Origin of the sequence: Nocardioides sp. Soil774, from assembly GCF_001428125.1 — a bacterium.
Taxonomy (GTDB): Bacteria; Actinomycetota; Actinomycetes; order Propionibacteriales; family Nocardioidaceae; genus Nocardioides.
Window position 1 is genome coordinate 402017 of the sequence record NZ_LMSM01000005.1, and the last position, 14066, is coordinate 416082.

Sequence of the window (14066 nt, forward strand, 5' to 3'; positions counted from 1 at the left end):
CCTCAGATCCCCCCGGCCTTGCGGCGGCGGTTGTAGTCGCGCATCCGCTGCGGCACGCCGACCACCGCGGCGTCGTACGACGGCACGCGGTGGCGGTTGGCGAAGTCGTGGGCCCACTTGACGCTCGGCACGCGCCGACGCGTCCACTCGCCGTCGTGCGCGACGAGCAGGAGGGTCACGTCGCTCACCGCCGTGCGCGGCTCGACGAAGCCCTCGACCCCCTGACGGGTGGCGATGAACTGCTCGAGGTGGCGCACGTCCTCGCCGTCAGCCGCGCGGACGCGGGTGGAACCGGTGCGCGCGGCGTCGTGCGCCGGACGACTCGTGCGTCCGGTGCGCCGGAAGCGATCGAACAGACCCATGACGGTCATTGTGCCGGGGCGGTCCCCACGAAGCGCGCGACGCGGCCGTGACCCGGTGTGGACAGGCGCACGAAGAGTGCAAGGATGGGCGGGCCCGCGATCGCGGCGGGCGAGCCGGAACGTGGCTGGAGAGAAGTCTCACGTGTGGAGGGAAATCTGTGACGGACGCTGAGTTCGACGTCCTCGTCCTCGGGGCAGGGTCCGGCGGCTACGCCTGTGCCCTGCGAGCGGCCCAGCTGGGCCTGACGGTCGGGCTGGTCGAGAAGGGCAACCTCGGGGGCACCTGCCTGCACGTGGGATGCATCCCGACCAAGGCCCTCCTGCACGCGGCGGAGGTCGCCGACACCGCGCGCGAGGCCTCGCAGTTCGGCGTCTCGGCCACCCTCGACGGCATCGACATGGGCGGCGTCAATGCCTACAAGGACAAGGTCGTCGAGCGGCTCTTCAAGGGTCTGACGGGCCTGATCAAGTCGCGCGGCATCACCGTGATCGAGGGTGCTGGCGTGCTGACCGGTCCGCGCGAGGTGACCGTCGACGGCACGGCGTACACCGGCAAGCACGTGGTGCTGGCCTCCGGCTCCTACAGCAAGAGCCTGCCCGGCCTCGAGGTCGACGGCGAGAGGATCCTCACCTCCGAGCACGCGCTGCGCCTCGACCGCGTGCCCGCCTCGGCCATCGTGCTCGGCGGAGGCGTCATCGGCTGCGAGTTCGCCAGCGTGTGGAAGTCGTTCGGCTCCGACGTCACGATCATCGAGGCCCTCCCGCGCCTGGTCGCGGTCGAGGACGAGGCCTCCTCCAAGGCGCTCGAGCGCGCCTTCCGCAAGCGCAAGATCAGCTTCCTCACCGGCACGCCGTTCCAGAGCGTCAAGACCACCGACACCGGCGTGGCCGTGACCGTCGAGGGCGCCAAGGACGGGGAGAGCGTCATCGAGGCCGAGGTGCTCCTCGTCGCGGTCGGCCGGGGCCCCTCCACCGACGGGCTCGGCTACGCCGAGCAGGGCGTCGAGATGGACCGCGGCTTCGTGCTCACCGACGAGCGCTGCCGCACCAACGTCGAGGGGGTCTACGCCGTCGGCGACATCGTCCCCGGCCTGCAGCTGGCCCACCGCGGCTTCCAGCAGGGCATCTTCGTCGCCGAGGACATCGCCGGCCTCGACCCGCGCCCCATCGACGAGGCCGGCATCCCGCGGGTGACGTACTCCCACCCCGAGATCGCCTCCGTCGGTCTCGACGAGGCGAAGGCACGCGAGCTCCACGGCGACGCCGTCACCGTCGTGACCTACGACCTCGGCGGCAACGGCAAGAGCCAGATCCTGCAGACCCAGGGCTTCGTCAAGCTCGTCGGTCTCACCGACGGTCCCGTCCTCGGCGTCCACATGGTGGGCGATCGGGTCGGTGAGCTCATCGGCGAGGCCCAGCTCATCTACAACTGGGAAGCACACGCCGACGACGTCGCACCGCTCGTGCACGCCCACCCCACCCAGAACGAGGCGCTCGGCGAGGCCCACCTGGCCCTCGCCGGCAAGCCGCTGCACGCCCACTCCTGATCCCCCACTTCTGATCCCCCACTCCTGATCCCCCACCCACAGACGAGCGAAGGAACCACATGGCCTCCGAAGTCACCCTCCCCGCACTCGGCGAGTCCGTCACCGAGGGCACCGTCACCCGCTGGCTCAAGCAGGTCGGTGACACGGTTGCCGTCGACGAGCCGCTGCTGGAGGTCTCCACCGACAAGGTCGACACCGAGATCCCCTCCCCGGTCGCGGGCACCCTGCTCGAGATCAAGGCCAACGAGGACGACACCGTCGAGGTCGGCGCGGTCCTCGCCGTGGTCGGCGACGAGGGCGAGTCCGCCGGCGACGCGTCCGGCTCCGCCGAGCCCGAGGCCCAGCCCGCCGACGAGCAGGAGTCGGAGAAGAAGGCCGAGCAGGAGGAGCAGGCCGCCGAGGAGACCGGCGAGCTGCCGCCCGGCGACGAGACCCCCGAGTCCGAGAAGGACGACGCCCCGGCCGAGTCCGAGCCGGCCGCCGAGGCCGCGTCCTCGGGTGGCTCCGGTGGCTCGGGTGGGTCCGGTGGCGGTTCCGGTACGCCGGTGACGCTGCCCGCGCTCGGCGAGTCGGTCACCGAGGGCACCGTGACCCGCTGGCTCAAGCAGGTCGGTGACGAGGTCGCGGTCGACGAGCCGCTGCTCGAGGTCTCCACCGACAAGGTCGACACCGAGATCCCCTCGCCCGTCGCCGGCACGCTGCTGGAGATCAAGGCCGAGGAGGACGAGACCGTCGAGGTCGGCGCCGAGCTCGCGATCATCGGCTCTGCCGATGCCGCGCCCGCGCAGCAGCAGGAGGCGCCCACCCAGGAGAAGGCCGAGGAGAAGGCTCCCGAGCCCGAGCCCGAGCCGGCCCCGGAGCCCGAGGCCGAGGAGGAGCCGAAGCAGGAGGCTCCCCAGCAGGAGGCTCCCCAGCAGGAGGCCCCGAAGCAGGAGGCCCCGGCCCCCTCGCCCCAGGCGCCCGCTGCCGACACCGCGTCGGAGGGCGCGTCGGAGGGTGGCCGTGACCAGACGGCGTACGTCACCCCGCTGGTGCGCAAGATGGCCGACCAGCACGGTGTGGACCTCGGCTCGCTGCAGGGCACCGGCGTCGGTGGTCGCATCCGCAAGCAGGACGTCCTCGACGCGGCCGCCGCTGCCCAGCAGCAGTCGCAGCAGACGGCCCCGGCCGCTCCTGCCGCGGCGCCCGCCGCAGCCGCACCGGCCGCGTCGGCTCCCGCCGCCGCGAGCCCCTCGCCGCTGCGTGGCACCACCGAGCCGCTGTCGCGACTGCGCAAGGTCATCGCCTCGCGCATGGTCGAGTCGCTGCAGGAGGCCGCCCAGCTCACGCAGGTGATGGAGGTCGACGTCACCTCGATCGCCCGCCTTCGCGAGGCGTCCAAGGCCGACTTCCTGGCCCGCGAGGGCGTGAAGCTGACCTACCTGCCGTTCTTCGCCAAGGCTGCGATCGACGCGCTCAAGCTGCACCCCAAGCTCAACGCCGCGATCGACGCCGAGAAGGGCGAGGTGACCTACTACGACCGCGAGAACATCGCGTTCGCCGTGGACACCGAGAAGGGCCTGCTGACCCCGGTGGTCAAGGAGGCGGGTGACCTCTCCATCGCCGGCCTCGCCAAGAAGATCGCCGACGTCGCCGAGCGCACCCGCACCAACAAGATCACCCCGGACGAGCTGTCCGGCGGCACGTTCACGATCACCAACCTGGGCAGCTTCGGGGCCCTGTTCGACACCCCGATCATCAACAAGCCGCAGGTCGCGATCCTCGGCCCCGGTGCCGTGGTGAAGCGTCCGGTCGTGATCGACGACCCCAACCTGGGCGAGACGATCGCGGTGCGCCACATGGTGCACCTGTCGCTGACCTACGACCACCGCCTGGTCGACGGCGCCGACGCCGGCCGCTTCCTCCAGGAGGTCAAGAAGCGCCTCGAGGCCGGTCAGTTCGAGGTCTGAGCGCCGCCTCGGGACGACTCGAGCGGCCATTGCCGTGTCCTGGTCCGGGACCCATCTCCACAGCTCAGGGCCCCCTCCCCCGGGACGGGTGTGGAGGGCGGCGTACGCCGGAAAACCGCAGGCGCGTTGTCAGTCCCACCACCTAGCCTGAAGGCACCGTGACCCTCACCGACACCTCCCGCTCCGCGCCGGCCACCCTCACCACCTCGGAGCTCCCCGAGCACCGCCAGCCCGTCGACTGGCGGCGTGTGCGACGCCCGCTCACCTACCTCTGCTTCTCGATGTCGCTGGTGGGCGCGATCGCCGCCTCCTTGGGCTCGATGGTGGCCGGGCGTCTGGCCGACGACCCGACCGAGCGGCTCCTGCTGCTGCTGGCGCTGTGCGTGGTCGGGGGCGCGGTCGTCGACACGGTGGCGAAGACCATCTGGGCCACGATCTGCGACCGCGCGGAGGGCCAGCTGCGCTCCGACCTGCTCGACGCCGCGATGGCGCAGCCGCTGTCGGAGCTCTCCGAGCAGGCCGTCGGCGAGGTGCTCGACCGCATCGACGACGACACCTGGGAGGTCGGCCAGCTGATGCGCTGGGGCGTGTGGCAGGCCGCGCGCACCCTGCTGGCGTCGGGACCGCTGTGGGTGGTCGCGTCGCTCACCTGGTGGCCCGCGGTGTTCCTGTTCCCGTTGACCGCCCTCGTGACCTTCCTCGCGGTGCGCCGGCTGCTGCCCCAGGTCGCGGAGAAGAAGGTGATCGAGGAGGCCGCCTGGACCGACCACGCCGCGTCCACCGAGGAGGGCGTCGCCGCCCGTGACGACCTGCGCACGTCGCTCGGCCAGGCCCACGTGCTGCGCCGCAACGCCCACCTCGCCTCGGTCGTGCACCGCACGCTCGACGCCGTGCTGGCGGTCGAGGTGCGCATCACCCGGCGCAGCGGCGGGCTGCTCCACGGCGCCCTCGCCGCCGTCGGCGTGGTCGGCATCGCGCTCGTCGTCGCGGGCAACCTGTCGACCGCGCGCCTGGTGACGCTGTTCCTCGTCACGACGATGTTCGTCGGCGGCGTGGACATGCTCGCGCGCCACCTCCCCGACCTGCAGGAGGGCTTCGGCGCCGTGCTGCGGCTCCGCGGCATGCTCGCCTCCCCCGCCGAGCCGACCGGCGGCCTGCCCGTCCCCGACGGGCCGCTCGACGTCGAGTTCCGCCACCTCGACTTCAGCTACGGCACCGGCACGTTCGCGCTGCGCGACGTCGACCTGCTCCTCACCGCGGGCCACACCTGCGCCCTGGTGGGACGCACCGGCTCGGGCAAGTCGACGCTGGCCTCCCTGCTCTCCCGCGCGGTCGAGCCGCCCCGCGGCACGGTGTTCCTCGGCGGCGTCGACGTCCGCGACCTCGACCTGCAGCAGCTGCGCTCCGCCGTCGGCGTCGTCACCCAGCGCACCGAGGTCCTCGCGGGCACGCTCGCCGACAACATCACGCTCTTCGACGACGTCCCCCGCGCCGACATCGAGGCGGCGGTGGCCGAGCTCGGCCTCACCGACTGGGTCGCCGGTCTGCCCGAGGGCCTCGACACCGTCCTGGGACCGGGCGGCACCAGCCTGTCGGCCGGCGAGGAGCAGCTCGTCGCCTTCGCCCGCCTGCTCGTGCGCGACGTGAGCGTGGTCGTGCTCGACGAGGCCACCGCCCGCATGGACCCGGTCACCGAGGCACGCGTGGTGCGCGCCGCCGACCGGCTCATCTCAGGCCGCACCGGCATCCTGGTCGCCCACCGGCTCTCCACCACCGAGCGCGCCGAGCAGGTCGCGGTGCTCGAGTCCGGCCACGTCGTCCAGCAGGGCCCCCGGGCGCGGCTGGCGAGCGTCGACGGCCCGTTCCGCGACCTCCTCGAGGCGGCCGCCCACGAGGCGGTCGTCGAGGAGCACCACCACGCCGACGCCGCGATCGGCTCCGTGCGGCGCAGCACCTCTCCCCCGCCGCCTCCCGAGCTCGCCCCCACCCCGAGCCTGGCCCGGGCCGTCCTGCACACCGTGCGCATCCAGCCCCAGTGGGGACTGCTGGGCGCCGTGCTCTTCCTGCTGTGCTCGCTCACCGGCGCCTTCGGTGCCGTCACCGGCTGGGTCTGGGGCCGCATCGTCACCGACCTGCAGCAGGGCGAGCGGCCCGACTGGCTGGTCGCGGCGCTGGTGGTCTCGCTGGTCGCCGGCCCGCTGCTGCTCTCGCAGGCGCTGCGCACCTACCCCCACTGGTGGGTCGAGGTGCGCCTGCGCGTGCGGGCCTCGGTGCTCCACGGCCAGACCTCGCAGCGCCGCCTCCTGCGCACGCCGCCGGGAGAGGTGGTCGCCCGCACGATGGACGCCGACCGGCTCGCGCGCTACACCGACCGCTGGGTCGACTTCGTCAACGGCCTGCTCGTCGCGGTCCTCACCGGCTTCATCGCCCAGACCTGGGTGGCTGGCGCGGTGCTGCTGACGGTCATGGTGGTCTCGGCCCTCGCCTCCACGCTCGGACGTCGCGTCGCCGGCCGCTCGGCCGCCGCGGCCTCCTCGGCCCGCGCCGGCTTCGGCCAGTCGCTGGTCTCGGCCCTGGAGTCGATCCGCACCGTCAAGCTGGCCGCGGCCACCCCGCAGGTGCACCAGCACCTGCGTCTCGTCGACGGTGGGCGCGTGGACGCCGCCGTGCGCGAGCACCGGGTGCAGGCCCTGCTCGACGGCGTGCCGGTCGTGATGGTGCAGCTCGGCGTCGTCGCGGCCTGGGCCGGGCTGCTCACCGACCACTGGGGCCTGGCGACGGCCCTGCTGCTCGCCAACGCGGTCAGCGGCTTCGACTGGTTCGGCCGGGTCGCCGGCTCCGTGGTCACCGAGGCCCCCGGGGTGCGCGCCTGGATGAACGCCACCAGCGAGCTCGCCGGCGGCGGCGACCTGATGGACCTCCCGCCCGGCGTCGACCTCGTGCACGGCACCGGCCCCGACCCCCAGCCCTCCCACCGCGAGCCGCTGCACACGCTCTCCGTGCGCGACCTCGACGCCGTCCACGACGACGGCACCCTCGGCGTCCAGGGAGTCGACCTCGACGTCCGCGCCGGCGAGCTCGTGCTGCTGCTCGGCCAGGTCGGTTCGGGCAAGTCCAGCCTGCTGAGCGCGCTCGCGGGGCTCGTCACCAGCACCGGGGAGATCCGGTGGAACGACGAGGTGGTCGCCGACCCGCAGACCGCCCTGCGGCCTGGCCGCGTCGCCCACGTCGCCCAGGTGCCTCGCGTGCTCTCGGGCACCTTCACCGGCAACGTCGCGCTCGACCACGCCGACCGCGCGGTCCTCCCGGCGCTCGATGCGGCCCGCATGGGTCGCGACGTGGCCGAGGCGGGCGGCCCGGACTCCCTGGTCGGCCACCGCGGCGTACGCCTCTCCGGCGGGCAGGTGCAGCGCCTCGCGCTGGCGCGGGCGCTGGCCACCGAGGCCGACGTGCTGCTCGCCGACGACGTCTCGTCGGCCCTCGATGCCGCGACCGAGATCGAGCTGTGGCAGGCGCTGCGCTCGCGTGGGGCCGCGGTGATCGGTGCGACCAGCAAGTCGGCGGCGTTGGCCCAGGCCGACCGTGTCGTGGTCCTCGACGCCGGACGGGTCGTCGACCACGGGCCGTGGCGCGAGCTCTCGGAGCGCTGGGCACACCTGGCCGGCTGAGGCAGTTGTGGCCGCGTGGTTGGGTGGTGGCATGCGCGTCGTCATCGCCGGTGCCTCGGGCTTCCTCGGCACCCACCTGTCCACGCACCTGCGGGTGCAGGGCCACGAGGTGACCGCGCTCGTGAGGCGTGAGCCTTCCTCGAGCCACGAGTCCCGCTGGGACCCCGCGGCGGGCACGGTCGACGCAGGGGTGATCGGCCGTGCCGACGCCGTCGTCAACCTCGCCGGTGCCAGCATCGCGGCCAACCCGCACTCGAAGAAGCACGCCCGCGAGGTGCTGGAGTCGCGCGTCTCCACGACCCGCCTGCTCGCCTCGACGATCGCCGCGAGCCAGCGGCCACCCGCATTCGTGGCCGGCAACGGCATCAGCTGGTACGGCGACCACGGCCCGGCCGCGGTCACCGAGGACACCGGCACGACCGGCGACGCGTTCCTCACCCGCGTCGCTCGGGAGTGGGAGGCCGCGACCGAGCCGGCCCGCGACGCCGGCGCCCGCGTGTGCGTGCTGCGCACCGCCCCGGTGATGGACCGCACCTCACCGCCGCTCAAGCAGCTGCGCCTGCTCTTCCAGCTCGGCGGCGGCGCCCGGCTCGGGTCGGGCGAGCAGTTCATGCCGATGATCTCGCTGCGCGACTGGGTGGGCGCGGTGAGCTATCTCATCGAGTCGCGTGACGTGTCCGGCGCCTTCAACCTGTGCTGCCCGCACACCCCGACCAACGCGGAGTTCACCCACGCACTGGCCTCCGCCGTGCACCGCAAGACGTTCCTCGCCGTCCCGGCACCGGTGCTCAAGGTGGGCGCCGGCGACCTGGCCTCGGAGCTGCTCGGCTCCATCAACGCACGCCCCGCGGCGCTCGAGCGCGCCGGCTACGACTTCGAGGACGAGGACGTCCGCGAGGTGCTCGCCGCCGCGCTGTCCTGATCGCGCGCCTCGGCCACCACCCACGCCCCGCCCCGGCGCACGAGGACGACCCTCCTCGCCGACGCCCGGTCCGACGGGAGCGCGACGGGCACCGGCCCACCGACGACCCGGCCGGCCACGACCCGGTCGGTGACCACCAGCACCATCCGTCCGGGCGAGCGCTCCACCACGCGCAGGGCCAGGACCTGCGTGGCGAGGCCGTCGACGGTGAGGCCGCGCTCGCGGTAGCTCCGCAGCAGCCGCACGTCGGCGGCCCCGGCCCGAGAGCCGTGGGCGTAGAGCTCGGCCAACGCCTCGACGTCGCCGGCAGCCCACACAGCCGAGCGGCGCGCGTCCCACCGGCTGAGGACCTGCGCGGGCGGCGTACGGTCCACGCCGTCAGGCACCGCGGACGGGGCCGGTGCTGCGTCCCCCGGCCGGTCCCCCGGCCGATCCCCCGGCCGGTCCCCCGGCCGATCCCCCGGCCGTGCCAGCGTGACGACCAGGGTCGCCACGACGCAGGCGCAGGCCACGGCGGTGAGGACGGGCAGCAGTCGTCGGGGGTCCACCCGACCACCATGGCCGAGAGCGGCCGACCCCCGCAGGGCTCATCCACAGGCGGCGCTCGCCGGTCGGGCGCGTAGGCTCGCGGCATGCCGCTGGACTACGAGATCGCCGGCCTGGGCGACGACGCCGTCGACTACCTCGCCGCCTGGGAGCTGCAGCGACAGGTGCACGAGGCCGTCGTCGCCGGCACCCGTCCCGACTCGGTGCTGCTGCTCGAGCACCCGCCGGTCTTCACCGCCGGCAAGCGGACGGACCCGCACGAGCGACCCCTCGACCCAGGCGGCGCCGCGGTCATCGACGTCGACCGCGGCGGCAAGATCACCTTCCACGGCCCCGGTCAGCTGGTCGGCTACCCGATCGTGCGGCTGCCCGACCACGTCAAGGTCGTCGACTACGTCCGTCGCGTCGAGGAGGCACTGATCGCGGTGTGCGCCGACCTCGGCGTCACCACCGCCCGCGTGCCGGGGCGCAGCGGGGTGTGGCTGCAGGCCGACGACCGCGGTCCGGAGCGCAAGATCGCCGCCATCGGCATCCGGGTCAGCCGCGGCGTGACGATGCACGGGTTCGCGCTCAACTGCGACGTCGACCTGGGGTGGTACGACCGGTTCGTCCCGTGCGGCATCGCCGACGCCGGCGTCACCTCCCTCTCCGCGGAGCTGGGCCGCGACGTGACCGTCACCGACGTGCTGCCGAGCGTGCGCGAGCACCTGTCGGCCTACCTCGCGTGGGAGCCCTACGCCGCGACGCCCGACTACGAGCCCCGCCCGGAGCCCGGACGCGGCCCGCGCATCGAGCTGGTGCGTCCGGGCGCCTGACCCCGCCCGTACGACGTACCGGCGCGCCTGCACGGCAGCCGAGCCGCCGACCTGCCAGTCTTCGGGCCACGCATCCGGCCAGGTCGGGGGACACACATGGGCGAGTCGGTCATCGAGACGCGCGCGCTGCGCAAGGAGTTCAGCACGCGCCGCGGCACCCGGGTCGCAGTGGACGACCTCGACCTCACCGTCCCGCGTGGCGGCGTGCACGGCTTCCTCGGTCCCAACGGCTCGGGCAAGACCACCACGATCCGCATGCTGCTGGGCCTGGCCACCCCGACCTCCGGCACGATGCGGCTCCTCGGCGAGCCGGTGCCGGCCTCGCTCCCCGCGGTCATGTCGCGGGTGGGCGCCGTGGTCGAGTCGCCCAAGTTCGCGCCGCACTTCACCGCCCGCCAGAACCTCGCGCTGCTGGCGGCCACCGTCGGTCGCGACCGAGCGGCCGTGGACGACGCGCTCGACAAGGTCGGGCTCGGCCAGCGCGCCGACGAGCGGTTCCGCGGCTACTCCCTCGGCATGAAGCAGCGGCTGGCCATCGCGGCCACGCTGCTCAAGACGCCGGACCTGCTCATCCTCGACGAGCCCACCAACGGTCTCGACCCGGCCGGCATCCGCGAGATCCGCGACCTCGTCAAGGGCCTGGGCGCCAGCGGCGTCACCGTCCTGCTCAGCTCGCACATCCTGGCCGAGGTGCAGCAGGTGTGCGACAGCGTCACCATCATCGGCAACGGCCGCCTGCTCGCCTCGGGCACCGTGGAGGACCTGATGGCCACCACCGGTGCCTACCGCGTCGTGGCCGACGACCCCGCCGGCGCCGCGAGGCTCCTGCAGGCGCAGGGGATGTCGACCACCGCCGACGGGAGCGCCCTGACCGTGCAGACCGAGCGACCCGGCACCGACATCAGCCGGGTCCTCGGCGAGGGCGGGGTGTGGCTCCACGAGCTCACGCCGCTGCGTGCCGACCTCGAGTCGGTGTTCCTCGACCTCACCGCCGACGACCGGATGGGCGCCCTGCCGAGCACGGAGGACTACCGATGAAGGACCTGCTGCGCGTCGAGCTCACGCGCCTGCGCTGGCGCCGCGCCGTGGTCGTGCTCGTCGCCGCCTGCCTCCTGGTGCCGGCCGCGATCTGGGTCGGCACCGCCTGGTCGACGCGGCCCTTCTCCGACGACGACGTCGCTGCCGCCGAGCAGCAGGCGGCGCGCGACGCCGACCAGCCGTGGGTGCGCCGGGAGATCAGGAAGTGCGAGAAGTCCCCGGAGAACTACGCGCCCCCGTCGGAGGACGTCGACTGCACCGAGCTGCTCACGCCGACGGTGGCCAACTACCTCTACCGCCCGACGCTCGACGTCTCCTCGGTGCTGAGGGACCAGGGCGTCGCCGTGGTCACGATCCTGGCTGTCCTCGTGCTGATCCTGGGCACCACCTTCGTGGGCCACGACTGGAACACCGGCTCGATCAGCAACCAGCTGCTCTTCGAACCACGTCGCCGTCGCGTCTGGCTGTCCAAGGCGCTGGCGGTGGTCCTCACCGGCCTCGTGGTCGGTGCCGTCGCGCTGCTGGCCTTCTGGGGCGCGACCGCGGCACTGGCCGCGCACCGGGACATCGCGGTGCCGGCGGCGCAGTGGGCCGACGTACGCGCCACGACCGCGCGCGGCATCGTGCTGGTGGCCCTGGCCGGTCTGCTCGGCTATGCGCTCACGATGTTGTTCCGCAGCACCGTCGCCACGCTCGGCGTCGGGCTCGGCATCGCCGCCGGCGGGTCGCTGGGCATCCTCGCGCTGGTCGGCGAGGGCGGGCTGCGCTGGCTGCTGCCGTCCAACGCCCTCGCGGTGCTCGAGGACGGCTTCGACTACTACGTCTGGAACCCCGCCTGCGACTCGGGCTACCAGACCGGCGCGGCGAGCTGCATGCGGACGATCACCCTCGTGGACGGCTCGCTCTACCTCGGCGTCGTGCTCGCCGTGGTGGTGGCGGCCTCCCTGTGGTCGTTCCAGCGTCGCGACCTGCCCTGACGGGCACCGACCGGGCGAGTTGGGAGCCCCGCGGCCCCGTCGTAGAGTGGCGCGTGTGACGACTGCTCCCGCACCCGAAGGACGCAAGCTCCTCCGCCTCGAGGTACGCAACGCCGAGACCCCGATCGAACGCAAGCCGGAGTGGATCAAGACCCGCGCCAAGATGGGCCCGGAGTACACCTCGCTGCAGAACCTGGTCAAGTCCGAGGGACTGCACACGGTGTGCCAGGAGGCCGGCTGCCCCAACATCTTCGAGTGCTGGGAGGACCGCGAGGCCACCTTCCTCATCGGCGGTGACCAGTGCACCCGTCGCTGCGACTTCTGCCAGATCGACACCGGCAAGCCGCAGCCGCTCGACCGCGACGAGCCCCGCCGGGTGGCGGAGTCGGTGCAGAAGATGCAGCTGCGCTACGCCACGATCACCGGCGTCGCCCGCGACGACCTGCCCGACGGCGGCGCGTGGCTCTACGCCGAGACGGTGCGCGCCATCCACGAGCTCAACCCCGACACGGGTGTGGAGAACCTGATCCCCGACTTCAACGGCAAGCCCGACCTCCTGCAGGAGGTCTTCGAGTCCCGTCCCGAGGTGCTCGCGCACAACGTCGAGACCGTGCCGCGGATCTTCAAGCGGATCCGCCCGGCCTTCCGCTACGACCGCTCGCTCGACGTCATCACGCAGGCGCGCGACTTCGGCCTGGTCACCAAGTCCAACCTCATCCTCGGCATGGGCGAGACCCGCGAGGAGGTCAGCCAGGCGCTGCGCGACCTCCACGAGGCCGGCTGCGAGCTCATCACGATCACCCAGTACCTGCGCCCGTCGCCGCGGCACCACCCCGTGGAGCGGTGGGTCAAGCCCGAGGAGTTCGTCGAGCTCAAGGCCGAGGCCGACGAGATCGGCTTCGCCGGGGCCCTGTCCGGGCCGCTGGTCCGCTCGTCCTACCGCGCCGGACGGCTGTACGGTCAGGCCATGGACGCACGCGCTGCCGCGACCGTCTGACCCGAGCCTCCACGGCTCCCCCGCACCACCTCTCTCCGCCCATTCCTAGCTGGACAAGGCCACCTATGTCGACCGCCGCCCCCACGCCCTCGACGCCCACCTCGCGCCGTGGGCAGATCATGCAGACCTACACGATGGCCAAGCGCAGCGACCCGCGCCTGGGCTGGATCATCCTGGGCGTGTTCGTGCTCGGAGCAGTGGTCGGCTTCGGCCTCATGTGGCTGCTGCCCGGTGACGGCGTCCTGTCGCTGATCATCTCGATCATCGGTGCGCTGATGCTCGGCATGCTGGCCGCCCTGCTGGTCTTCGGCCGCCGCGCCCAGTCGGCGGCGTACACCCAGATGGAGGGCCAGCCCGCAGCCGCCGCCGGTGCGCTGCAGATGCTGCGCCGCGGCTGGAAGGTCGACCCCGTCGTCGGCTTCACCAAGCAGCAGGACGTCGTGCACCGGGTCGTCGGCCCGCCCGGCATCGTGCTGGTCGGCGAGGGCTCGAGCCAGAGCCGCGTCAAGCAGCTGATGGTCAACGAGCGGCGCAAGCACGAACGGGTCGCCTACGGCGTGCCGATCCACGAGGTCATCGCCGGCCGCGGCGAGGGCGAGGTGCCGCTGCCAAAGCTGGTGCGCCACGTGCAGAAGCTCGGTCGCAACGTGAAGCCGGCCGAGATCACCGACATCCTCCAGCGCCTCAAGGCGCTCGACGCCCAGCGCGGCAAGCTGCCGCTGCCCAAGGGCCCGGTGCCGACCTCGATGAAGGGCATGCGCTCGCAGCGCGGTCGCTGACCTCGCGGTCGGCCACGCCGGCCGGACCGTCCTAGATCGTCACGGTCCGCGTGCCCGCGGCCACGTCGTGCAGTCCGCGCCCGTCGACGGTGAACAACGGCGGGAGCAGCAGGAACGTCAGCACTGTGCGGATCATCGCTCGCAGCAGGCTCACCGGCCGCGACGGGTCGTCGTGGCGCACGACCCGCACCCGCGTCACCAGCTTGCCGAACGACCCGCCCATCAGCGCGGTGAACAAGGCCATCTCAACGACCAGGACCACCGTGCCCACGGCGCCGATGGTCGAGGAGTCGTCGCGCACCAGGCCGATCGCGGCCAGCGCTTCTGCGACGGCCCAGCTGCTGGCCCAGTCGATGAGCAGGGCGCCGAGCCGACGGCCCCAGCCGGCGGGTCGCAGCTGCGGTGTTACGGCTGTGGTCACTCCGCCAGCCTAGGCAGGGCCCGCACGGGCTCCACCCTCCGGGCA

The 14066-nt window shown here is 73.1% G+C and carries 12 protein-coding genes; 9 read left to right on the forward strand and 3 right to left on the reverse strand.

Annotation, left to right across the window (positions count from 1 at the left end; all coding sequences use genetic code 11):
* Positions 1–2: 2 nt before the first annotated feature.
* A complete protein-coding gene (locus ASG76_RS04785; protein WP_056601021.1) occupies positions 3–362 on the reverse strand; it encodes a hypothetical protein in 360 nt (119 codons plus the stop codon).
* A gap of 158 nt (positions 363–520) precedes the next feature.
* On the opposite strand from ASG76_RS04785, the gene lpdA reads away from it, so the two are divergent.
* From lpdA to ASG76_RS04805, 4 genes are all read left to right on the forward strand, one after another.
* Complete coding sequence (gene lpdA / locus ASG76_RS04790; protein WP_082587252.1) at positions 521–1909, forward strand: dihydrolipoyl dehydrogenase; 1389 nt, start codon at positions 521–523, stop codon at positions 1907–1909.
* Positions 1910–1968: 59 nt separating this feature from the next.
* Positions 1969–3858: a 2-oxoglutarate dehydrogenase, E2 component, dihydrolipoamide succinyltransferase gene (gene sucB, locus ASG76_RS04795; protein WP_056600716.1), complete on the forward strand. Its 1890-nt coding sequence runs from the start codon at positions 1969–1971 to the stop codon at positions 3856–3858.
* Between the two features lie 158 nt (positions 3859–4016).
* Complete coding sequence (locus ASG76_RS04800; protein ID WP_056600718.1) at positions 4017–7526, forward strand: ATP-binding cassette domain-containing protein; 3510 nt, start codon at positions 4017–4019, stop codon at positions 7524–7526.
* 31 nt (positions 7527–7557) lie between these two features.
* Positions 7558–8448 (forward strand): TIGR01777 family oxidoreductase, encoded by an 891-nt coding sequence (locus ASG76_RS04805; RefSeq protein WP_056600720.1) that lies wholly within the window; start codon positions 7558–7560, stop codon positions 8446–8448.
* Here ASG76_RS04805 and ASG76_RS04810 read toward each other — a convergent pair.
* Positions 8394–8996, reverse strand: a complete 603-nt coding sequence (locus ASG76_RS04810) for a hypothetical protein (protein ID WP_157558944.1) — start codon at positions 8994–8996, stop codon at positions 8394–8396. The two genes, ASG76_RS04805 and ASG76_RS04810, sit on opposite strands and share 55 nt — an antisense overlap.
* 84 nt (positions 8997–9080) lie before the next feature.
* Between ASG76_RS04810 and lipB the strand changes: the two genes are divergently transcribed.
* The 5 genes from lipB (at position 9081) to ASG76_RS04835 (ending at position 13600) form a co-directional block, all read left to right on the forward strand.
* Positions 9081–9809, forward strand: a complete 729-nt coding sequence (gene lipB, locus ASG76_RS04815; protein ID WP_056600723.1) for a lipoyl(octanoyl) transferase LipB — start codon at positions 9081–9083, stop codon at positions 9807–9809.
* 96 nt (positions 9810–9905) lie between these two features.
* Entirely contained in the window at positions 9906–10847 is a 942-nt protein-coding gene (locus ASG76_RS04820; protein WP_056600725.1) for an ABC transporter ATP-binding protein, read from the forward strand.
* Positions 10844–11824 (forward strand): ABC transporter permease subunit, encoded by a 981-nt coding sequence (locus ASG76_RS04825; RefSeq protein WP_056600727.1) that lies wholly within the window; start codon positions 10844–10846, stop codon positions 11822–11824. The genes ASG76_RS04820 and ASG76_RS04825 overlap by 4 nt, the downstream gene beginning before the upstream one ends.
* 55 nt (positions 11825–11879) lie before the next feature.
* Positions 11880–12821, forward strand: a complete 942-nt coding sequence (gene lipA / locus ASG76_RS04830; RefSeq protein ID WP_056600729.1) for a lipoyl synthase — start codon at positions 11880–11882, stop codon at positions 12819–12821.
* A gap of 65 nt (positions 12822–12886) precedes the next feature.
* A complete protein-coding gene (locus tag ASG76_RS04835) occupies positions 12887–13600 on the forward strand; it encodes a DUF4191 domain-containing protein (protein ID WP_056600731.1) in 714 nt (237 codons plus the stop codon).
* Between the two features lie 31 nt (positions 13601–13631).
* Here the strand turns inward: ASG76_RS04835 and ASG76_RS04840 are convergent, their stop codons facing one another.
* Positions 13632–14021: an RDD family protein gene (locus ASG76_RS04840; RefSeq protein ID WP_056600732.1), complete on the reverse strand. Its 390-nt coding sequence runs from the start codon at positions 14019–14021 to the stop codon at positions 13632–13634.
* Positions 14022–14066 lie beyond the last annotated feature (45 nt).

Excerpts from the sequence above, each read along its gene's own strand:
- ASG76_RS04785 (WP_056601021.1), bottom strand. The coding sequence starts at position 362 with ATGGGTCTGTTCGATCGCTTCCGGCGCACCGGACGCACGAGTCGTCCG.
- sucB (WP_056600716.1), top strand. The coding sequence starts at position 1,969 with ATGGCCTCCGAAGTCACCCTCCCCGCACTCGGCGAGTCCGTCACCGAG.
- ASG76_RS04805 (WP_056600720.1), top strand. The coding sequence starts at position 7,558 with ATGCGCGTCGTCATCGCCGGTGCCTCGGGCTTCCTCGGCACCCACCTG.
- lipB (WP_056600723.1), top strand. The coding sequence starts at position 9,081 with ATGCCGCTGGACTACGAGATCGCCGGCCTGGGCGACGACGCCGTCGAC.
- ASG76_RS04820 (WP_056600725.1), top strand. The coding sequence starts at position 9,906 with ATGGGCGAGTCGGTCATCGAGACGCGCGCGCTGCGCAAGGAGTTCAGC.
- ASG76_RS04825 (WP_056600727.1), top strand. The coding sequence starts at position 10,844 with ATGAAGGACCTGCTGCGCGTCGAGCTCACGCGCCTGCGCTGGCGCCGC.
- ASG76_RS04835 (WP_056600731.1), top strand. The coding sequence starts at position 12,887 with ATGTCGACCGCCGCCCCCACGCCCTCGACGCCCACCTCGCGCCGTGGG.